General features: G+C 42.1%; 21 protein-coding genes and 1 other annotated feature. All 21 genes read left to right on the top strand.

The window, feature by feature from the left end; all coding sequences use genetic code 11:
- Nucleotides 1–48: 48 nt before the first annotated feature.
- The 21 genes from AC25Y5_RS05340 to pyrF all read left to right on the top strand — a co-directional run bounded on the left by AC25Y5_RS05340 (nucleotide 49) and on the right by pyrF (nucleotide 21,717).
- Nucleotides 49–903, top strand: coding sequence for a sigma-E processing peptidase SpoIIGA (locus tag AC25Y5_RS05340; RefSeq protein WP_488139425.1), 855 nt, complete (start codon nucleotides 49–51; stop codon nucleotides 901–903).
- On the top strand, nucleotides 893–1,603 hold the full coding sequence (sigE, locus tag AC25Y5_RS05335) for an RNA polymerase sporulation sigma factor SigE (RefSeq protein WP_488139424.1): 711 nt from the start codon (nucleotides 893–895) through the stop codon (nucleotides 1,601–1,603). The genes AC25Y5_RS05340 and sigE overlap by 11 nt, the downstream gene beginning before the upstream one ends.
- A 94-nt stretch (nucleotides 1,604–1,697) precedes the next feature.
- Nucleotides 1,698–2,480, top strand: a complete 783-nt coding sequence (gene sigG / locus AC25Y5_RS05330; RefSeq protein WP_488139423.1) for an RNA polymerase sporulation sigma factor SigG — start codon at nucleotides 1,698–1,700, stop codon at nucleotides 2,478–2,480.
- 78 nt (nucleotides 2,481–2,558) lie between these two features.
- Nucleotides 2,559–2,804, top strand: coding sequence for a PRC-barrel domain-containing protein (locus AC25Y5_RS05325; protein WP_488139422.1), 246 nt, complete (start codon nucleotides 2,559–2,561; stop codon nucleotides 2,802–2,804).
- Between the two features lie 69 nt (nucleotides 2,805–2,873).
- On the top strand, nucleotides 2,874–3,566 hold the full coding sequence (locus AC25Y5_RS05320; protein WP_488139421.1) for a YggS family pyridoxal phosphate-dependent enzyme: 693 nt from the start codon (nucleotides 2,874–2,876) through the stop codon (nucleotides 3,564–3,566).
- Nucleotides 3,563–4,009: a cell division protein SepF gene (locus AC25Y5_RS05315; RefSeq protein WP_488139420.1), complete on the top strand. Its 447-nt coding sequence runs from the start codon at nucleotides 3,563–3,565 to the stop codon at nucleotides 4,007–4,009. Before AC25Y5_RS05320 ends, AC25Y5_RS05315 begins: the two co-directional genes overlap by 4 nt.
- A gap of 26 nt (nucleotides 4,010–4,035) precedes the next feature.
- Nucleotides 4,036–4,326 (top strand): YggT family protein, encoded by a 291-nt coding sequence (locus AC25Y5_RS05310; RefSeq protein WP_488139419.1) that lies wholly within the window; start codon nucleotides 4,036–4,038, stop codon nucleotides 4,324–4,326.
- A gap of 26 nt (nucleotides 4,327–4,352) precedes the next feature.
- Complete coding sequence (locus AC25Y5_RS05305; RefSeq protein WP_488139418.1) at nucleotides 4,353–5,129, top strand: YlmH family RNA-binding protein; 777 nt, start codon at nucleotides 4,353–4,355, stop codon at nucleotides 5,127–5,129.
- A gap of 212 nt (nucleotides 5,130–5,341) precedes the next feature.
- A complete protein-coding gene (locus AC25Y5_RS05300; protein ID WP_482100372.1) occupies nucleotides 5,342–5,851 on the top strand; it encodes a DivIVA domain-containing protein in 510 nt (169 codons plus the stop codon).
- A 52-nt stretch (nucleotides 5,852–5,903) separates the two neighbouring features.
- Nucleotides 5,904–6,121, top strand: a binding site (T-box leader).
- Nucleotides 6,122–6,252: 131 nt separating this feature from the next.
- On the top strand, nucleotides 6,253–9,015 hold the full coding sequence (gene ileS, locus AC25Y5_RS05295) for an isoleucine--tRNA ligase (protein WP_488139417.1): 2,763 nt from the start codon (nucleotides 6,253–6,255) through the stop codon (nucleotides 9,013–9,015).
- 137 nt (nucleotides 9,016–9,152) lie between these two features.
- Entirely contained in the window at nucleotides 9,153–9,626 is a 474-nt protein-coding gene (gene lspA / locus AC25Y5_RS05290) for a signal peptidase II (protein ID WP_488139416.1), read from the top strand.
- Between the two features lie 2 nt (nucleotides 9,627–9,628).
- The gene (locus AC25Y5_RS05285) at nucleotides 9,629–10,555 is read left to right on the top strand and encodes an RluA family pseudouridine synthase (RefSeq protein ID WP_488139415.1); all 927 of its coding nucleotides are present in this window, start codon (nucleotides 9,629–9,631) and stop codon (nucleotides 10,553–10,555) included.
- A 255-nt stretch (nucleotides 10,556–10,810) separates the two neighbouring features.
- Complete coding sequence (gene pyrR / locus AC25Y5_RS05280) at nucleotides 10,811–11,353, top strand: bifunctional pyr operon transcriptional regulator/uracil phosphoribosyltransferase PyrR (protein ID WP_482100376.1); 543 nt, start codon at nucleotides 10,811–10,813, stop codon at nucleotides 11,351–11,353.
- 67 nt (nucleotides 11,354–11,420) lie between these two features.
- Nucleotides 11,421–12,707: a solute carrier family 23 protein gene (locus tag AC25Y5_RS05275; RefSeq protein ID WP_488139414.1), complete on the top strand. Its 1,287-nt coding sequence runs from the start codon at nucleotides 11,421–11,423 to the stop codon at nucleotides 12,705–12,707.
- 171 nt (nucleotides 12,708–12,878) lie between these two features.
- Nucleotides 12,879–13,757, top strand: a complete 879-nt coding sequence (locus AC25Y5_RS05270) for an aspartate carbamoyltransferase catalytic subunit (RefSeq protein WP_488139413.1) — start codon at nucleotides 12,879–12,881, stop codon at nucleotides 13,755–13,757.
- 1 nt (nucleotide 13,758) lies between these two features.
- Nucleotides 13,759–15,036, top strand: coding sequence for a dihydroorotase (locus tag AC25Y5_RS05265; protein ID WP_488139412.1), 1,278 nt, complete (start codon nucleotides 13,759–13,761; stop codon nucleotides 15,034–15,036).
- The gene (locus tag AC25Y5_RS05260; RefSeq protein WP_488139559.1) at nucleotides 15,036–16,136 is read left to right on the top strand and encodes a carbamoyl phosphate synthase small subunit; all 1,101 of its coding nucleotides are present in this window, start codon (nucleotides 15,036–15,038) and stop codon (nucleotides 16,134–16,136) included. The genes AC25Y5_RS05265 and AC25Y5_RS05260 overlap by 1 nt, the downstream gene beginning before the upstream one ends.
- Entirely contained in the window at nucleotides 16,129–19,326 is a 3,198-nt protein-coding gene (carB, locus tag AC25Y5_RS05255; RefSeq protein WP_488139411.1) for a carbamoyl-phosphate synthase large subunit, read from the top strand. Before AC25Y5_RS05260 ends, carB begins: the two co-directional genes overlap by 8 nt.
- The gene (locus AC25Y5_RS05250; protein ID WP_488139410.1) at nucleotides 19,323–20,099 is read left to right on the top strand and encodes a dihydroorotate dehydrogenase electron transfer subunit; all 777 of its coding nucleotides are present in this window, start codon (nucleotides 19,323–19,325) and stop codon (nucleotides 20,097–20,099) included. The genes carB and AC25Y5_RS05250 overlap by 4 nt, the downstream gene beginning before the upstream one ends.
- A complete protein-coding gene (locus AC25Y5_RS05245; protein WP_488139409.1) occupies nucleotides 20,096–21,010 on the top strand; it encodes a dihydroorotate dehydrogenase in 915 nt (304 codons plus the stop codon). The genes AC25Y5_RS05250 and AC25Y5_RS05245 overlap by 4 nt, the downstream gene beginning before the upstream one ends.
- Entirely contained in the window at nucleotides 21,007–21,717 is a 711-nt protein-coding gene (gene pyrF, locus AC25Y5_RS05240) for an orotidine-5'-phosphate decarboxylase (protein ID WP_488139408.1), read from the top strand. Before AC25Y5_RS05245 ends, pyrF begins: the two co-directional genes overlap by 4 nt.
- The last annotated feature ends 2 nt before the right edge of the window (nucleotides 21,718–21,719 follow it).

The raw sequence follows: 21,719 nt of genomic DNA, 5'->3' as shown, positions 1-21,719 counted from the left end.
AACATTTCATGGCATAGATGATATCGTTGTTTTCAGGGAGGGCGGTTTATGTACGGAGAACTCATTGTCGGAGTGAATATGCTGTTCAATTATGCTATCCTTTCATTCGCTAACAAGGCAGGAAACGTCCAAGCCGCTCGCAGAAGACTAGTGTTAGCCGCTTTTGTAGGTGCTTTGGCTGTCACCATCTTGCCATCTTCAATCGTCACTTTAATTTTTTCCTTTATTTGTATGACTTTCTGTGCATTTGGAAGAAACTTTGGTATTTGGAAAAAGTCCTCGGTTATGGTTTTAATCGGTGCAGTATTTGCAGGTGGTTTACTTACCGCTTTTCACTATCGCATCAACATGTTCAGTTCTTCAATAAACGTTCTAACTTATGCGATTGTGGCATATGTCTCCCTATACTTCATGAAAAAGAAGTGGCTAGATGTCAGAACTGCTCGCCATGTATCGGAGCTTCGTAAGTCTTCCATGTTGAACATATGGAATGCAAATATTGAAATTGATGTGTTCATCGATTCAGGGAACGGTTGTACTGAGCCGTTGTCCGGAGCTCCAGTTCACTTTGTATCATTTAAAGTGCTTGAAAGACATATTCCGAAAGATCTACTAGAACCGCTTCTTGCTTGGGATCCACAAAGTACACCCTCAATGTCTGCATTTCCGAAAGCTTATCAAAAACAAATACGGTTAATTCGTTTGGTCACTCTTCAGGGACAGTCCTGGGCTGTCGGTTTCAGGTTCGATAGATGGGTGCTTGGTGATGGAGATACAATGCAACCAGGTTATATAGTCGTGACTAAAAATGACCGCCGTTATCCTGATGGTGCTGAGGCTATTTTGCACGTATCCGCAATGGATATATTAAATGGGGAAAGGGGAACTGCTTATGCTACATGAACTAAAGAAGTGGATGTCGGTTATTGCCAGTTTTTTTAAAAAGAAAAATGGCACATACTATATTGGAGGACACGAATCTCTTCCAAAGCCATTAACACGGGAAGAAGAAGCTGAAACAATCAAAGCATTCATGGAAGGCGATATGAATGCGCGTGATAGGCTTATAGAAAAAAACCTTCGCCTTGTTGTCTACATCGCACGTCGCTTTGATAACACCAATACACATATCGAGGATCTTATCAGCATCGGTGCTATCGGACTTATAAAAGCGATTGAAACATTTAAAACTGACAAAAATATCAAATTGGCTACTTACGCATCCCGTTGTATTGAAAACGAAATTCTAATGCATCTCCGTAAAACGAATAAGACGCGGTCAGAAATATCTTTTGATGAGCCGCTCAATTCAGATGCGGACGGAAATGAATTGCTATTGTCGGATATACTCGGCACAGATGAGCACATTATCATTGATGACGTAGAAAAGAAAATAGAACGCCAACACATGATTGAGGCGATTACGAGCCTTGACGAACGGGAGCGCTATATTATGGAATGCCGATTTGGCTTGACAGGACAATTGGAAATGACACAAAAAGAAGTTGCAGAACTGCTTGGGATTTCACAATCTTATATTTCCCGACTTGAAAAGAAAATAATCTCGGAATTACGTGAAAGTTTAAATCAACCCATTGCATAATGGTTGAAATTGGCGAAGCGGATTCCCGCATATTCTGGACAACTGCGGACAGACTATCTTGTACAGTCATCTACAGAATGCGGAGGAAAAGCGAATGGTACGTACTAGAGTAGAAATTTGTGGAATTGATACGTCCGAATTGCCATTACTAACAAATGATGTGATGAAAGCAACGTTTGTCAGGCTTCAAAGTGGAGATCATTCAGCAAGAGAAGAACTTGTTATTGGTAATTTGCGTCTTGTCCTTAGCTTAGTTCAGAGGTTCGCGTACAGGGGAGAACAGGCGGATGATTTATTTCAAGTCGGCTGCATTGGCTTACTTAAATCGATTGACAATTTTGATTTGAAACATAACGTCAGATTTTCAACTTACGCAGTCCCAATGATTATCGGAGAAATAAAGAGACATTTGCGTGACCATCATTCAATACGGGTATCTAGATCATTACGAGACATTGCGTATAAGGCCATCAGAGCCAAAGAACAATTCATTAACGACAATCAAAGAGAACCGCGAATTTCAGATTTGTCAGATGCAACAGGGATTCCTGCGGACGATATATTATTTGCACTGGACGCAATTCAAGATCCCATGTCACTTCATGAACCTATGAATGGAGACAGTGGGGATCCGGTGTTCATGATGGATCAGATACAAGACAAAACCGTTTCAGAAGAGCGATGGTTGACATATGTATCTGTAAAAGAAACGGTATCATCAATGGATGAAAGGCAGCAATCCATCCTATCCAAACGATTTTATTTGGGACAGACGCAGACGGAAATTGCAAAAGAATTGGGCATTTCTCAAGCGCAAATATCAAGATTAGAGAAGAGTGCAGTTAAAACGATACGAGAAGGAATGGAACAGAATTGATAATAGTAACGCAATGCAGCGATTGCATTGCGTTATTTTTTTGTTCGTGTGCATATATTCAATCATAGGAGGGGTTTTATGAAGTTTTCAGAAATGCAAAAAAAAGAAGTTATTGATGCAACTAAGGGTTCGTTCCTAGGTTTTGTTCAAGATGCCACAATTGATATTGTTACGGGAAAAGTCGAAACATTGCTTGTCGGAGGTGGAGATCGAAGCAGTTTTTTTGATGGAAAAGACAAAGATACCAAAAGTGTCAATCTAAAAGACATTACAACAATAGGAAAAGATATCGTACTTGTAGGTAAAAAGGTATCAGAAAAATGATTTATAATTGATATGTACGGGCTAGGTTGGTACAATGAAATGAAAGATATATGAAAAGTAGTGATAATTATGGAAAACCTTCAAAGTCGGATAGAAGAAATTGAACAAATTATACAAATTACGTGTGATCGAGCAGGTCGAAAAAGATCGGAAATAACGGTCGTTGCCGTCACAAAGGAAGTTTCGGTAGCAAGAACCTCTGAAATTTTGGAAACAGGTATTCAACATCTGGGTGAAAATCGTCCCGAAGTTCTTCTTGAGAAGCAGGAAACAATTCAAAAAGATGCGATATGGCATTTTATTGGTAATGTTCAAAGTCGAAAAGTAAAAGATATCATAAACAAGATTGATTACTTACATTCAGTAGACAGACTTAGTTTACTAAAAGAGATTCAAAAGCGTGCAAACCATACAATCGAGTGTTTTATTCAAGTGAATGTCTCTGGTGAAACAACTAAATCTGGTGTCATGCCAGATGAGCTTGAAAGCTTCATTGATGAAGCTGCGGCTTTTGATAAAATCCGAATTATAGGCCTTATGACAATGGCTCCATTCACTGAGGATATGAATGCAATCCGTACAGTTTTCCGTTCATTAAGGGAACTTAGAGACAGCATCTCAGTTAAAGAACTGACACATGCACCTTGTACTCAACTATCAATGGGAATGTCGAACGATTTCACAGTCGCTATTGAAGAAGGGGCAACCCATGTTAGAATCGGTACCGCACTAGTCGGAGCAGAAAGCGGGGGAGAAACATGAGCATCAAAAATAGATTTGAGAAGTGGTTTTATCTGGAAGATGAAGAAGGCGACGTTAAAGAACAACCGAGTCGTGAAGAACAGCGACCAGTACAAGAGCAACCTCGCAGAGTACCTGCCCGAAAACAAACAACCGGAGAACCACAGCAATCTGCTACGGTCGTCAGCTTGCAAAGTCTCCAGAAGTCTTCAAAAGTCGTTCTTATCGAACCACGTGTTTATGCAGAAGCCCAAGATATATCCGAACACTTGAAAAATAAACGCGCTGTTGTAGTGAATTTACAGCGAATCGAACGGGACCAGGGAATTCGAATTGTCGATTTCTTGAGCGGTACAGTTTATGCAATAGGCGGAGACATTCAACGGATTGGGACGGATATTTTCCTATGCGTTCCTGAAAATGTAGAAGTTGATGGCGCAATATCCGATTATTTTGAAAGATAGAAATTGAATGAGGTGTACGGAATAGAATGGCAGAGATCATAACATTACTTTATAGAGGTATAGCATGGCTAATTCAAATTTACTCAATACTACTTATTATATATATCCTTATGTCTTGGGTACCAGCTTCACGTGAAACTAAGTTTGGTAAAATGCTTGAAAAGATTGCAGAGCCTTATTTAGGTTTTTTCAGAAAGTTCATTCCATCACTAGGTATGATTGATATTTCACCAATCGTAGGTTTATTCGCTTTGAGCTTAATCTCAAAGGGGATTTTTGAAGTATATAAAATGATTATGTTATCCTCACTTATGTGAGGATTTTTCTATAAGGAGAGAAACAAATGGAAACAATATTACAACACTTTAGAAAAGACGAACAACCTTTCATCGAAACGGCAATAGGCTGGATTCGTGAAGTGGAGGATACGTATTCACCTAAATTAACAGGATTCTTAGATCCAAGGCAGCTACGTATTGTTGAATCGCTCGCGGGAAGTTCTAGTTTAGTTGTCGGATCGAGTGGCGCATTTCCTGATGCGGAACGTAGAAGAGTTCTTATTTACCCTGATTATTTTGTACCGGAAATGGATGATTATCGTATCGCCATGTTCAATGTCAAATACGCTTCAAAGTTTCTGTCCCTAGATCATAAGGATATTCTTGGTTCGATGATGTCATTAGGCATTGATCGTTCGAAGTTTGGAGACATTCGAGTGGATAATGATGAGGTACAGTTTGCGGTTGTGGACGAGTTAAATGATTATATGACTGCGAACTTTATATCGATTGGAAAAGCGAAAGTGACGGTTGAAGAAAGTCATAATTCTGAAGATTGGATAGACACGACAGATACATGGACAGAGGAAATGTATATTGTCAGCTCCTTAAGACTCGATGTTGTAACGGCGGCTCTTTTGAATGTTGCACGCCCGAAAGCTGCTTCACTTATACATAGTGGAAAAGTGAAAGTGAACTGGGCTATACGTGATCAACCCACTTTTGAACTACAAGAATCGGATATGATATCAATTAGAGGTTCAGGTCGTTTTAAAGTGATTGCAATTGAAGGAAGAACCCGCAAAGATAAAATCAGACTCGTCGTTGGGAAGTTAGAATGAATTATTCTTCATCAACGGGCAGTATGCCTCCTACTTTAAGACTTAACCATCACGCGGCGTTCGTAATCTGAGTTCTTTTACAATCTATGGAATGAAGAATCTCCATTAATTGAAGTTTCACTTTATCAGACAATAGTTTTAAAAAAGAACTGTCATCTGATGTTCCAACATGTATAATAGAGAATGAATACGTTAAAAGGGAGATGCTTTAAATGGCTTTATCACCACTTGATATACATAATAAAGAGTTTGCAAGCAAGTTCCGTGGATATAATGAAGATGAGGTAAACGAATTCCTGGAACAAATCATGAAAGACTATGAAAACGTTCTTGCGGAAAACAAAACATTACAAGCCAGTTTACAACAATCAACGGAACAAGTTTCCCACTTTAACACAATTGAACAAACGCTTCATAAGTCAATTCTTATCGCCCAAGAAGCTGCGGAGGATGTACGACGTAACTCAATGAAAGAATCGAAATTGATAATCAAAGAAGCTGAAAAAAATGCGGATCGAATCGTTAATGAAGCACTTTCACGTGCACGCCAGATTTCTGTGGAAGTAGAAGATCTTAAAAAACAATCGAAGGTTTTCCGTGCGCGGTTTAAAATGCTTATTGAAGCGCAACTTGACCTTATCCAGTCAGATGACTGGGATGTTTTGCTTGAATATGAAATCGACGCAGAACGCTTAGAAATGGTTGCTGACCTAGATTCGTAAGTAAACTTGACTTTGGTCTTAATGCACACATATAATTATATGCATATATTTAGAACAGGCGTTGAAAGAGAAAGTACTTTCCAAAATTGTGTACAGCGAGCCGGGGATGGTGGAAGCCCGGTCAACAAATTGGGAATGAAGATCACTCTTGAGCCGGATTACGGAATGATTTACGTAATCCCGGACACACCCCGTTATGGTGTCTGAGTGGTAGCAAATTCGTTTGCTGCAAGTAGGGTGGTAACGCGAGATTAATTCTTCGTCCCTTTTTAGGGGTGGGGATTTTTTTTGTTGCTCGGAAAATCTACGAAAGTCGTTGGCTGAACTTGGATTCTGGGTAATTTGCGTTTTTTAAATGTGCGAACTGATTACGCTTTTCAATTTTAAAGGAGGAAAACAATATGGAATATAAAGATACACTTCTTATGCCAAAAACAGAGTTCCCAATGCGAGGAAACTTACCTAACAAAGAGCCTTTAATGCAAGAGAAATGGGCAGAGTTGGACATCTATAAAAAAGTACAACAACGAACTGAGGGTCGCCCGTTTTTTGTTTTACATGACGGTCCTCCATATGCAAATGGCGATCTCCATATGGGCCACGCTTTGAACAAAGTGTTGAAGGATATGATTGTCCGCCACAAGTCAATGTCAGGATTCCATGCTCCATACGTTCCAGGTTGGGATACACATGGACTACCGATTGAGCAGGCATTAGTTAACAAAGGTGTAAAGAGAAAAGAAATGTCTGTAGCTGAATTCCGCAAGATGTGTGAAGAATATGCACTTAGTCAGATTGACAGCCAACGTAGCCAGTTTAAACGGATTGGTGTAAGGGGCGATTGGGATAACCCATATATCACGCTGAAGCCATCATTTGAAGCGCGTCAAATTCAGGTTTTTGGAGAAATGGCAAAAAAAGGTTATATCTATAAAGGACTAAAACCGGTTTACTGGTCTCCTTCGAGTGAATCTGCACTAGCTGAAGCAGAAATCGAATACCAAGACAAGAAATCTCCATCTATTTATGTTAGTTTCCCTGTTAAAGATGGACTTGGTGTGATTGATGAAGATGTTAATTTCTTAATCTGGACGACGACTCCGTGGACGATTCCTGCAAACTTGGGAATTTCTGTCCATCCTGAATTTATATACGTCATTGTTAAAACAGGAGAAGGGAAATTCCTAATCGCTAAAGACTTACTTACATTTGTAGCTGAAGAGCTCGGATGGGAAGATTATGCGGTTGAACGTGAACTAAAAGGTACTGAGCTAGACCGTGTCATTGCCAAACACCCATTGTATGATCGCGACTCACTTATCATGCTCGGTGAACACGTCACAGCTGAAGCTGGTACGGGGTGTGTCCATACAGCACCGGGTCACGGGGAAGATGACTTCTATGTTTCTAAGTCATACGGAATTGATGCGCTTTCACCAATTGATGACCGTGGCGTTATGACGGATGAGGCACCTGGCTTTGAAGGGCTCTTTTATGAAGATGCAAACAAAGCAGTTACTGAAGCGCTCAAAGAAGTGGGCTCACTTCAAAAGTTATCATTTATCACTCACTCGTATCCACATGACTGGCGTACGAAAAAACCGGTTATTTACCGAGCGACTTCACAATGGTTTGCTTCAATCGAATCGTTCCGTTCAGAACTGCTTGATGCGATAAAAAACACGAAATTCACGCCATCATGGGGTGAAACAAGACTATTTAACATGGTTCGCGACCGCGGCGACTGGTGTATTTCACGTCAGCGTGTATGGGGAGTACCAATTCCAGTATTTTATGCTGAAAATGGAGAACCAATCATTACGGATGAAACAATTGCCAACGTTTCGGAACTGTTCCGTGAAAACGGGTCAAACATTTGGTTCGAACGTGATGCTAAAGATTTACTTCCAGAAGGTTTCACACACGTTGGAAGTCCGAACGGTCTTTTCACAAAAGAGACAGACATTATGGACGTCTGGTTCGATTCAGGCTCGACGCATCAGGGTGTACTCGTAGAACGAGATGATCTTGTCTATCCGGCTGACCTCTATCTTGAAGGATCTGACCAATATCGTGGATGGTTCAATTCATCCCTTACGACGAGTGTTGCGATTAATGGCCATGCGCCTTATAAAGGTGTGCTAAGCCATGGTTTCACACTGGATGGCGAAGGACGTAAAATGAGTAAATCAATCGGTAACGTCATCGTTCCTGCGAAAGTGATGAATCAGCTGGGTGCAGACATTCTTCGTCTATGGGTATCTTCTGTTGACTATACAGCGGACGTCAGAGTGTCGGATTCTAATTTCAAACAAGTTTCTGAAGTATATCGAAAAATCCGTAATACACTACGTTTCCTTCACGGGAATACATCGGACTTTAATCCGGCAACCGACTCAGTCGCATTTGAAAATTTGCGTACAGTAGACAAATTTGTTTATGTGAAGTTGCAGGATATGATTAAAGAAGTACGTGAAGCGTATGACAATTATGAATTTGCAAATGTGTATCATGCAGTAAATAACTTCTGTACGGGTGAATTGAGCTCGTTTTACCTTGATATTGCGAAAGATGTTGTCTATATCGAAGGTGCAGATCATCCTCATCGTCGCGCAATGCAAACAGTGATGTATGAAACATTGATTTCGCTGTTGAAATTATTGACGCCAATTATTCCGCATACAACCGATGAGATGTGGGCATTTGTTGAACATAAGGATGAGGAAAGTATTCAGCTTACAGATATGCCTGATGCGCAAGATCTTGGCGAAACAGCACAAGCTTTGCGTGAACGTTTTGTTACCTTGATGCTTGTCCGTGACAATGTACTTAAGGCGCTTGAAGAAGCGCGGAATGGTAAAGTAATCGGGAAGTCGCTTGAAGCGAAAGTAACGGTTGCTGTTCCTGAAAACCTGAAAGATGTATTCGCGGCGGATGATATCGATTTCGCACAATTCTTCATCGTATCGCAATTTGCTGAAGGTGATATTGCCAACATGCCTGAAGGTACTTTGAAACTGGATGCGGTAAGTGTTCTTGTTGAAAAGGCAGACGGTGAAAAATGTGAACGTTGCTGGACAATTTCCGAAACAATCGGAACTGACGAAACACATCCAACACTATGTACGCGTTGTGCAGAAGTTGTGATAGAGCATTATTCGTAAGACAGGTTAAATTGAAAGCCGCCGCTGCAGTCTTTTTATTAAGCTTGCTGCAGCGGCTTTTTTTAGTGTTGAAACGCGCTCATATAGGTGTCTATGTGGTAAAATAGTACGTAATCTGTCGGACGGGGGTATTTGGATTGTTCATTTATTACGGATTGGCGGCATTTGTCATTATTTTAGATCAGATTACTAAATGGCTTGTCGTTAAAAATATGGAGCTTGGTGAAAAAATCAGTATTGTAGAACCTTATTTGGGGCTTTTATCTCACCGCAACAGGGGAGCGGCATGGGGAATGCTCGAAGGTCAAATGTGGTTATTTTATATTGTCACAGTTGTAGTTGCAGGCGGCATCATTTATTACTTTCATAAAGAAGCGAAAGGTCAACCGCTCTTCGGTATTGGTCTAATGTTTTTGCTTGGCGGGGCAATTGGGAATTTCATTGATCGTCTATGGCGCAAGGAAGTTGTCGATTTCGTCGATGTCATGATTCCGGTTATCAATTATGATTTCCCCATTTTTAACGTGGCGGATGCGGCATTGACAGTCGGCGTGGTTATCATCATCATTCATATAATTATGGATGAAAAAAAGAACAAGAAAAAGGTGTAGGTATGGAAATAATTGAAATCGAAATAACTGAAGAACACAAGGGAAGTCGTATTGACAAAGCGTTGTCGGAAGTCAACCCAGAATGGTCACGTACACAAATTCAAACATGGCTGAAAGATGGCTTTGTTCTTGTAGACGGTACGCAAGTGAAACCAAATTATAAAGTAAAACTAGGTGATACGGTAACAGTGGATGAACCTGAACCGGAAGAACTCGACGTCGTTGCAGAAAACCTCAATCTTGATATTGTCTATGAAGATAAAGATGTCCTCGTTGTCAACAAACCGCGCGGAATGGTTGTCCATCCCGCGCCGGGTCATCCGTCAGGAACAGTTGTTAATGGACTAATGCATCATTGTACGGATCTCTCAGGTATAAATGGTGTGCTCCGTCCAGGTATTGTCCACAGAATTGATAAGGATACTTCAGGCCTGTTGATGGTCGCAAAAAATGATAAAGCGCACGTATCATTGGTCGACCAGCTTGTTAAACGGACAGTAACGCGTGTATACACTGCACTTGTTCATGGTCATATACCTCATGATAATGGAACCATCGATGCTCCGATTGGCCGTGACCCACGTGAGCGTCAAAGCATGGGGATTGTCGATAAAGGAAGACATGCCGTAACACATTTTAAAGTACTTGAACGATTTGGTGATTACACATTAGTCGAATGTAAATTGGAAACGGGACGTACGCATCAAATCCGAGTTCATATGAAATACATCGGTTATCCACTCGTCGGAGATCCGAAATACGGACCTAAAAAAACACTTGAGTTTAATGGACAAGTATTGCATGCAGGTACAGTTGGCTTTAAGCACCCTGTAACTGACGAGTATTTGGAGTTTAACAGTCCTCTGCCAGAAGACTTTAAAGAATTAGTTGATAAAGTCAGAAAAAGTGTTGACAAGACAGAAGAGTGAATTGTATACTGAACGAAGCAATTGAATAGCGATACCTTTAACATCAGTCCAGAGAGGCTGGGAAGGTTGCACGGAAGTACAGTCAAACTGCTGCGCGCAGTTTCTATGTACATTTATTTCTGCACGTATACCCTCCCGCCGTCCTTGGCTGGGAGGGTTTTTTTATAAAAAAAGAAACCACTTAACCCTCTTGGCTTCAGGATGGTATTATAATCGACAATCGACAGTGAAAAATGGGAAATGGAGGATGTTCAAATGGCAGAAAAAGCAAATATTCTTGATGAACAAGCAATCGGCAGGGCAGTTACGAGAATTGCTCATGAAATTATCGAACGCAACAAAGGAATTGATGAATGTATTCTTGTCGGCATCAAGACGCGTGGTGCTTACCTCGCCAAGAGACTTGCAGAGAAAATCGAGCTTATTGAAGGAAAGCCAATTAAAACGGGTGAACTTGATATTACGTTATATCGAGACGATTTAATGCTTAAACATAGTAACAACGAACCTCTCGTGCAGCAAGTCGACATTGAGCATGATGTGACAAATAAGAAAGTGATCCTAGTGGATGACGTCTTATACACGGGCAGAACGGTTCGTGCGGCGATGGACGCAGTTATGGACTTAGGTAGACCAGCGACAATTCAACTTGCAGTACTTGTCGACCGAGGCCATCGTGAATTGCCGATTCGACCCGACTTTGTAGGGAAAAACATTCCTACATCGAACGATGAGCAGGTCGTGGTCAGTGTACAAGAGACCGACGGCAAAGATAGCGTTTCAATTCATTCTAAATAAAAGCGAATGGGAATATCTCCCGAAGACTAGAAAGTAAATAAAGTACATCGTACGGGGGAAAATGACTATGAACGAAAAAGTTTTAGATGTCCATGAAAAACCAGCAACTGCCAGGTGGATTATTCTTAGTTTACAACATATGTTTGCTATGTTTGGAGCGACAATACTAGTTCCTCAACTAGTGGGGTTAAGTCCAGCAATCGCTCTCCTAACAAGCGGGATTGCGACAATCGTTTTCATCATTGTTACACGATTCCAAGTCCCGGCGTACTTAGGCTCATCATTCGCTTTTATCATCCCGATTCAAGTAGCGACCCAAACAGGTGGCATTGGTAGCGCGATGATTGGAAGTATGTTTGTCGCTTTGGTCTACGGTATCATTTCACTGCTAATATGGAAAACAGGCTATGTTTGGATTATGAAAGTTTTACCTCCAATTGTAGTGGCACCAGTCATCATCGTTATAGGACTTGCACTTTCATCGACTGCAGTCAGCATGGCAAGTACAATTCAGGTCGGGGATGAAAAGGTATACAACCTGCTTCATTTTTCCGCAGCAATCGTGACACTTGCAGCTGCAATAATCTGCATCATGTTCTTTAAGGGAATTGTTAGTTTGATGCCAATACTTATTGGTATCATAGCAGGATACATTTACTCGGCATTCATCGGGATATTGGATTTTACAGCAGTTTTGGAAGCGAAATGGTTCGAATTCCCAGAAATGCTTATACCCGGAGTACATTACGAATTCATCATAACACCCACGCTGCTAGCTCTGATGGTGCCAATTGCAATCGTAACCATATCAGAACATATTGGCCATCAGCTCGTTCTCGGTAGAATTGTTGGAAGAGATTATATAAAAAATCCAGGTTTGAATCGCTCATTACTGGGTGATGGACTGGGAACGCTTATAAGCGGCTTTGTCGGAGGTCCACCAAAGACAACTTACGGTGAAAATATCGGTGTTCTAGCGCTGACACGAGTTTACAGTGTATATGTAATTCTAGGAGCAGCAGTTTTCGCTATAGCTTTCTCGTTCCTAGGTAAAGTAATGGCGTTAATCGCTACAATTCCTGCAGCAGTACTCGGCGGGGTTTCAATTCTCCTATTCGGAATTATCGCTTCATCTGGCTTACGCATGCTAGTGGATCATAAAATCGATTTTGGAAATCAGCGAAACTTGGTAATTGCATCTGTTATTCTCATAATTGGTATAGGGGGAGCCTCCGTTAAATTCAATGATACGTTTCAAATTGAAGGAATGGCGCTTGCAGCAATTGTCGGTGTACTTCTCAACCTAGTGCTACCAGGCAGAACGAATGATAGCATGGATGATGAAACTAAATAGAAAACCTTTTAACACTGCCCGAGAGTCAGGGAAAGGTTCGTAGACGCCCATCTGAGTGAAGGATGAGGATTGTCATACTTAACGAGCCTTTCCGTTTATCGGGAAGGCTCGTTTTTTAAAAAATCCTGACATAGAGTTTAGTCGCTTACCAATAAAAGGGGGATAAACTGAATGCAACATCTTGTATCCATGAAAGATCTAAGTGAAGCTGAAATCATGACTATCCTTGATCGTGCAGATACATTTAAAAAACTTGGAGCACGGGAATTGCCCGGGAAATACTTTGTCAGTAACTTGTTTTTTGAACCTAGTACACGGACAAAAATGAGTTTTGAAATGGCCGAACAAAAACTTAACCTTGGAGTACTGCCATTCGAATCAAATTTCTCAAGCACACTAAAAGGTGAAACTCTTTATGACACGGTGAAAACGCTTGAAGCAATCGGTGTAGATGCACTTGTTATCCGTCATCCTGAAGACGGTTACTATAAGCAATTGATTGGTAGAACGAATGTATCCATTATAAATGGCGGAGATGGGGCAGGTCAGCACCCGACGCAGTCATTGTTGGATTTGTTCACGATCAAGGAAGAGTTCGGTTCATTTAAAGGTCTGAATGTACTAATTGCAGGGGATATTACACATAGCCGGGTTGCTCGATCTAATGCAGATGCATTGACAAAACTCGGAGCCAATGTAACTTTCCTTTGTCCAGCTAAATGGGCAGGAGAATTTGAGAGCGTTGATTCGTGGGACGAAGTGATTGGTACGAATGACGTAGTCATGCTTCTCCGCGTCCAACATGAAAGACACGGAGTAGGCTCAATCTTTACTGAAGAAAGTTACCATGAACGATATGGTCTAACAGAAGATCGTGCACAGATGATGAAGAAAAATGCCATCATCATGCATCCAGGACCTTTCAACAGAGGAGTGGAAATCTCAGAATCACTCATCGAATGCACCCAATCTAGAATCTTTAAACAGATGGAAAATGGTGTTTACATACGTATGGCTGTGTTGGATATAGTTTTGAAAGGGAGGAATTAATATGGTTAAACTAATTAAAGGGATTCAGATGTTAAACGAAGAAGGAAAACTTATTACGACAGATGTAAAAATGACTGACGATAAAATCTCGGAAATAGGCCAGGAACTAACTGCCGGGAGTGCACAAGTTATCGATGGACAAGGACTTTTACTAGCACCAGGATTCATTGATGTCCACGTGCATCTACGGGAACCAGGCGGGGAGCATAAAGAGACAATTGAAAGTGGTACGCTAGCAGCAGCAAAAGGCGGTTACACGACAATCTGTCCAATGCCGAATACTAGGCCGGTTCCGGATACGAAAGAAAATCTGACTTTCGTTAATGAGTTGATAGCTCAGAAATCGCTAATCCGTGTACTTCCATATGCTTCGATTACAATTCGCGAAGCCGGCAAAGAACGTACGAATCTTGCAGAATTGAAAGAACATGGCGCTTTTGCATTCACTGACGACGGTGTTGGGGTGCAACAGGCAGGAATGATGTATGAAGCGATGCAAGATGCTGCAGAAATCGGAATGGCAATTGTTGCTCACTGTGAAGACAATACGCTCATCTACGGAGGCGCAATGCATGAGGGGAAACGCAATAAGGAGCTCGGTCTCCCCGGCATCCCTTCAATAGCGGAATCGGTCCATATCGCGCGGGATATTTTACTGGCTGAAGCAGCAGGCGCACATTACCATGTTTGTCATGTCAGTACGAAAGAATCCGTTAGGGTTATACGTGATGCGAAAAAAGCAGGTATACATGTTACTGCAGAAGTAAGTCCGCATCACCTTCTTCTATCGGAAGATGATATTCCAGGAGATAATGCAGATTGGAAAATGAATCCACCGCTACGTGGAAAAGAGGATCTCATCGCATTGCGCGAAGGATTGCTTGATGGAACGCTCGATTTCATCGCAACAGATCATGCACCACATACTGCTGAAGAAAAAGCAGCGGGCTTTGCAAAAGCACCATTCGGCATTACAGGGTTTGAAACAGCTTTCCCGCTTCTTTATACGAACTTTGTTAAAGAAGGAATATGGACATTGCAACAACTCATCGATTGGATGACAAAAAAACCTGCTGATGTCTTCGGATTGCCATATGGGAAAATTGAAGTCGGTGCTACTGCAGATCTAGTGTTCCTCGATTTGAATAAAGAAGAAAAAATAGACCGGACGACATTTGTCTCAAATGGCAAGAACACACCATTTGACGGTTGGACATGTACAGGATGGCCAGTGAAAACAATATTCGGTGGAAAAGTAGTCTGGGAGGATGGACAATGATGAAAAAAAGAATGCTCATTTTAGAAGACGGTACAATTTTTGAAGGAATTGCATTTGGTTCCGATGCAGCCTCAATCGGTGAAACAGTATTCACAACAGGAATGACAGGTTATCAAGAAACCATATCGAACCCATCAGGTGCAGGACAAATTATTGTTATGACTTACCCACTTATCGGTAATTACGGTATTAACCGAGACGATTACGAGTCAATTGAACTGGCGGCAAGCGGCGTAGTTGTCCGTGAACTGGCAGAAGAACCGTCTAACTTCCGCAGTATCATGACACTTTGCGAACTGCTGACGATGAAAGGTATTCCTGGAATCCAAGGTATCGATACTCGTAAATTAACAAGGCTGTTGCGAGACAAAGGGTCACTAAAAGGTATTTTGACAGCTGCTGGGGAAGAAGTGAACGTGCAAGAAATGGTTGAGCAAGCCGTAGCTTATACTTTGCCTACAGATCTAGTTGCTCGCGTTTCAACGAAAAAACCGTATCCAAGCCCTGGCCGTGGAGAGCGTGTTATCCTAATCGATTACGGCATGAAACATGGTATTTTACGTGAATTAAACGATAGAGATTGCGACGTGATTGTAGTACCTTATAACACTTCGACAAAAGAAATCCTTGCTTTATCACCAGATGGTATTGTGTTGTCAAACGGGCCAGGTAATCCGGAAGATGTAGAGGGCACGGTTGAAACAATTAGAGATTTGTTAGGAAAAGCCCCAATCTTCGGAATTGGACTAGGTCATCAGCTGTTTGCCATAGCTTGCGGAGCACAGACAGTGAAATTGAAAAACAGCCATATGGGTGGCAATCACCCAGTAAAAGATTTAACGACGGGTCGCACAGAACTGACATCTCAAAGTCATGGCTATGCAGTAGATGAAAAATCACTCGTGGGTACTAGTCTTGAAGTGACACATAAAGCACTTAATGATTCATCTGTTGAAGGCGTGAAAAGCACAAAGTACGCTGCATTTTCCGTCCAGTTTCATCCAGAAGCATCACCAGGACCGGAAGACTCGAAACATCTTTTTGACAGATTTATGGAATTAATGAATACGAGCAGCCGAAAGGAGAATTTCAATGCCTAAACGTACAGATATTGAAACTATATTAGTAATTGGATCAGGTCCCATTGTTATCGGACAGGCGGCGGAATTTGACTATGCCGGAACACAAGCATGTCTTTCATTGAAAGAAGAAGGTTATCGCGTTATTCTTATCAACTCGAATCCTGCTACGATAATGACGGATACAGAGATTGCAGACAAAGTATATATTGAACCCCTTACACTTGAATTTGTTAGCCGTATTATTCGAAAAGAACGTCCGGATGCACTTCTACCTACACTAGGTGGACAAACGGGTCTTAACATGGCGATTGAGCTACACGATTCAGGTATTTTGGATGAACTCGACATTGAGATTCTCGGGACAAAGCTTCATGCAATTCACCAAGCGGAAGACCGTGACTTGTTCCGTTCACTGATGAACGAATTAGGTGAACCTGTACCTGATAGTGATATTATCCACAACCTTGAAGAGGCGTATGCACTTGTTGAAAGAATCGGTTATCCGGTTATCGTTCGTCCTGCATTTACATTGGGTGGAACTGGCGGAGGAATCTGTTATAACGATTCAGATCTCGATGAAATCGTCACAGGCGGCTTAAAATACAGTCCAGTTACGCAATGTTTGTTAGAGAAGTCTATTGCAGGCTACAAGGAAATTGAATATGAAGTGGTACGAGATTCTGCGGACAATGCAATTATTGTTTGTAATATGGAGAACGTAGATGCTGTTGGGATTCACACAGGTGATTCAATTGTTGCGGCTCCACTTCAAACATTGACAGATCGGGAAAATCAGATGCTACGCAACGTGTCATTGAAAATTGTTCGGGCACTGAAAATCGAAGGCGGATGTAATGTCCAACTTGCACTCGATCCATTTAGCTTCAACTATTACATTATTGAAGTGAATCCTCGCGTTAGCCGTTCTTCTGCGCTAGCGTCTAAAGCGACGGGCTATCCAATCGCAAAAATCGCTGCAAAAATCGCGGTTGGACTCACGCTCGACGAAATGATGAATCCAGTAACAGGGACGACATACGCATGTTTCGAACCAACGCTCGATTACATCGTGACAAAAATTCCACGCTGGCCGTTTGATAAATTCGAATCTGCTAAACGGAACCTAGGCACACAAATGAAAGCGACTGGCGAAGTAATGGCAATTGGTCGTACATTCGAAGAATCAATCTTAAAAGCAGTTCGCTCGCTAGAAACTGGCCAATTCGGCTTATCATTGAAAAATGGAACGACTATGACTGACGAGTGGATTGAAAAACGAATTCGTCGTGCGGGTGATGAGCGTTTGTTCTTCATCGGCGAAGCATTCCGCAGGGGAGTGACTGTTGAAACGATTAACGAGTGGAGTCAAATTGATCCATTCTTCCTTCGCAAGTTCCAAAAAATCGTGCAATTTGAAGTCGAAGTAAAGGGAAATCCTTTCAATTATGAAACTTTACGTACAGCAAAACGTATGGGCTTCTCAGATGTAACGATTGCAGAACTGTGGAACACAGACGAGCGAGCAGTATACGACTGGCGGAAAGAGCATGGCCTTATACCGGTTTATAAAAAAGTCGATACTTGTGCTGGCGAATTTGAATCGGATACACCTTACTTTTACGGTACGTACGAGGATGAAAACGAATCGATCAAATCGGATAAAAAAAGTGTCATAGTGCTCGGATCGGGCCCGATTCGTATCGGACAAGGCGTCGAGTTCGATTATGCAACGGTCCACTCTGTTTGGGCAATTCAAGAAGCTGGCTATGAAGCAATCATTATTAACAATAACCCCGAAACGGTGTCAACAGACTTTTCGATTTCGGACAAATTATACTTTGAACCACTGACAATTGAAGATGTAATGCACATCGTTGATCTTGAGCAGCCCGAAGGCGTTATCGTGCAATTCGGTGGACAAACAGCTATTAACCTAGCAGCTGGCCTTGAAGCACGCGGAGTGAAAATCTTAGGAACTTCGTTGGAAAATACGGACCGTGCGGAAAACCGTAATAAGTTTGAAAGTGCACTGCGTGAAATTGGAATTCCGCAGCCACTTGGAAAAACAGCTGTCTCTGTACCGGAAGCTGTCGCGATTGCAAATGAAATCGGTTATCCCGTACTCGTAAGGCCTTCCTATGTTTTGGGAGGACGTGCGATGGAGATTGTTTACCACGAAGAGGAACTGCTTTATTACATGGAACATGCTGTTGAAGCGAGTCCTGACCATCCCGTACTCGTCGATCGCTACTTGACAGGAACTGAAATCGAAGTCGATGGAATATGTGACGGAGAAAATGTACTAATTCCAGGAATTATGGAACATATTGAACGTGCAGGCGTTCACTCTGGTGACTCGATTGCCGTATTCCCGCCGCAAAACTTATCGGCTTCTCAGTTAGAAACAATTGCTGATTATACGACTCGCCTTGCAAAAGGGCTTGGAATAATTGGTCTTCTCAATATCCAGTTCGTCATATCGGAAGGGCAAGTATATGTAATTGAAGTGAATCCACGGTCGAGCCGAACGGTTCCTTTCCTAAGTAAAATTACAAACATTCCGATGGCCAACATTGCAACAAAAGCAATTCTGGGTCAATCAATTATCGAACAAGGTTATAAAGATGGACTTGCTCCGGCACCGTCAGGCGTCTACGTCAAAGTACCCGTCTTCTCATTTGCGAAATTACGACGTGTTGATATCACACTCGGACCTGAAATGAAGTCAACTGGAGAAGTTATGGGTAAAGACATTACACTTGAAAAAGCCTTGTACAAAGGTCTTGTTGCGGCAGGAATGGAAATAAAAGAATATGGTTCCGTTATAATGACTGTTTCGGACAAAGATAAAGAAGAGATAGTCAGCATTGCGAAGCGCTTTACGGATATAGGTTATCGTATTTTGGCAACGTCAGGTACAGCTTCTGTTTTAGAAAACGCAGGGATCCAAGTGAAAACAATTGGGAAAATCGGTTCAGAAGGACCAACGCTTCTGGATGTTATTCAAAAAGGAAAAGCCCAAATTATTATCAATACACTGACTAAAGGGAAACAGCCCGCACGTGATGGCTTTAGAATTCGCCGCGAATCAGTTGAAAATGGAATTCCTTGTTTCACTTCTCTTGATACAGCAGATGCAATGTTGCGTGTCATTGAATCGATGACATTCCAAACTGAGGAAATGGGGAAAGTGGAGGAGACTATATGATCTTACAAGATCGAATGACGGTAACTTCACAACGACAAATAGCTCATAATATATTTGAAATGACGTTAAAAGGTAAGTTGGTCGGGGAAATTTCTTCCCCAGGCCAGTTTGTTCACATTCGAGTATCCGATTCATTTGAACCACTGTTAAGACGTCCGATCTCAATCGCTTCCATAGACCACATTGCTGGGGAAATGACCATTATCTATCGCGCTGAAGGTCGTGGGACTACAATTCTTTCAGAGAAACGAACTGATGATGAAATTGATGTACTCGGACCTCTAGGCAACGGTTTTCCAGTCGAAGAAACGGCGTCCGGGGAGACAGCTATTTTAATCGGGGGGGGAATAGGTGTACCTCCGTTATATGAACTATCGAAACAATTAACAGCTGAAGGTGTGAAATGCACGCACGTCTTAGGTTTCCAATCAAAGGACGTTGTATTCTACGAAGAGGAATTCAACCAGCTTGGTGAAACACATATCGTGACTGTTGACGGCTCACAGGGAACGGCAGGATTTGTAACAAACGTTATGTCAGAACTTGGTAATGAGTTCTCAACGTATTACAGTTGCGGTCCAATGCCGATGCTTGAAGCAGTGCAAAAGATGTATGTAGGGAAAAAAGGATTTCTATCATTCGAGCAGCGAATGGGTTGCGGCATTGGAGCTTGTTTCGCATGCGTTTGTCAAACAACGGAAGGGTCCGAAAAAGCATATATTAAAGTATGTTCAGATGGTCCTGTTTTCCCGGCAGGGGTGGTGGCAATATGAATAGATTATCTATTGAATTACCAGGTTTGTCGTTAAAGAATCCAATTATGCCTGCTTCCGGTTGTTTCGGGTTTGGTAAAGAGTATGGTCAGCTATATGATTTGTCAGTACTTGGTGCGATTATGATCAAAGCAACTACACTTGAAACAAGGCTCGGTAATCCAACGCCGCGTGTAGCTGAAACAGCATCTGGTATGTTGAATGCAATCGGGTTGCAAAATCCGGGATTGAAGGGTGTTTTAGAAGTTGAATTGCCATGGCTAGAGCAGTTTGACGTTCCGATTATCGCAAACGTTGCAGGCACAGAAACGGCTGATTATGTGGAAGTAGCGAAAGTTGTATCCCAGGCGCCGAACGTCAAAGCACTTGAACTCAATATTTCTTGTCCAAACGTTAAGGCGGGTGGCATCACTTTTGGAACAGATCCAGAAATTGCAAGAGAACTGACAAGAGCGGTTAAAGAAGTATCTGCAGTTCCGGTTTATGTCAAACTATCTCCAAACGTTACTGATATCAAGGAAATTGCACAGGCGGTCGAAGCAGGAGGAGCGGACGGAATTACGATGATCAATACGCTGATTGGTATGCGTCTTGATCAGAAAACTGGCCGGCCCGTTATTGCGAACGGTACAGGCGGTTTGTCCGGCCCTGCAGTTAAACCGGTTGCCATTCGAATGGTTTATGAAGTAAGTAAAGCGGTCAATATTCCGATAATTGGAATGGGCGGTGTCACAGAAACGGCTGACATTATCGACTTTATGTCTGCGGGCGCAAGTGCTGTAGCGGTAGGCACAGCAAACTTCGTCAATCCATTCGTTTGCCCACAAATCATAGAGCAATTGCCTGCTAAGCTAGATGAGCTAGGAATAGGTCATATTTCAGAGCTGATAGGAAGGAGCCACCGTCTATGAAATCATCCCCAATTATTGCACTCGATTTTGATTCGGCTGAAAAAACGTTTGAGTTTCTCCGAGCATTTGACGGAGACATCAATGTGAAAGTGGGTATGCAGCTTTATTATAAAGAAGGTCCTGCAGTTGTGGCTCGCCTAAAAGAACTGGGATATGATGTGTTCTTAGATTTGAAACTGCATGATATTCCAAATACAGTAAAGTCTGCGATGGAAGTGCTTGCTGGATTCGGCGTTGACCTGTTAAACGTTCATGTTGCTGGCGGCAAGGCAATGATGGAAGCGGCACTTGAAGGTCTTGATAAGGGGACCCCTTCAGGGATAGCACGTCCTTCATTAATTGGCGTAACACAGCTTACCTCAACAGATGAGCGGCAAGTTCGTGAAGAGCAGTTGATTCATGTCACACTTGAAGATTCTGTCTCTCACTATGCCAAACTGTCAAAATTGGCAGGACTCGATGGTGTCGTTTGTTCGGTCCATGAGGCAACAGCCATTGCGAATGTTTGCGGAGAAAAGTTCTTCAAAGTCACGCCAGGCATACGTCTTTCAGATGGCGGAGCACATGATCAGAAAAGAATTGCAACGCCCGATGAAGCACGTCTTGCCGGTTCAACCCATATCGTCGTAGGTAGAGCGATTACGGGTGCGACTGATCCAAGGGCGGCTTATGAACAAATAAATGAACTTTGGAAGGGGACAAAATAAAA

Source organism: Sporosarcina sp. Y1011, from assembly GCF_057669885.1.
Note: the sequence above shows the minus strand (reverse complement) of the source record. Positions and strands in the feature narration are given on the sequence as shown.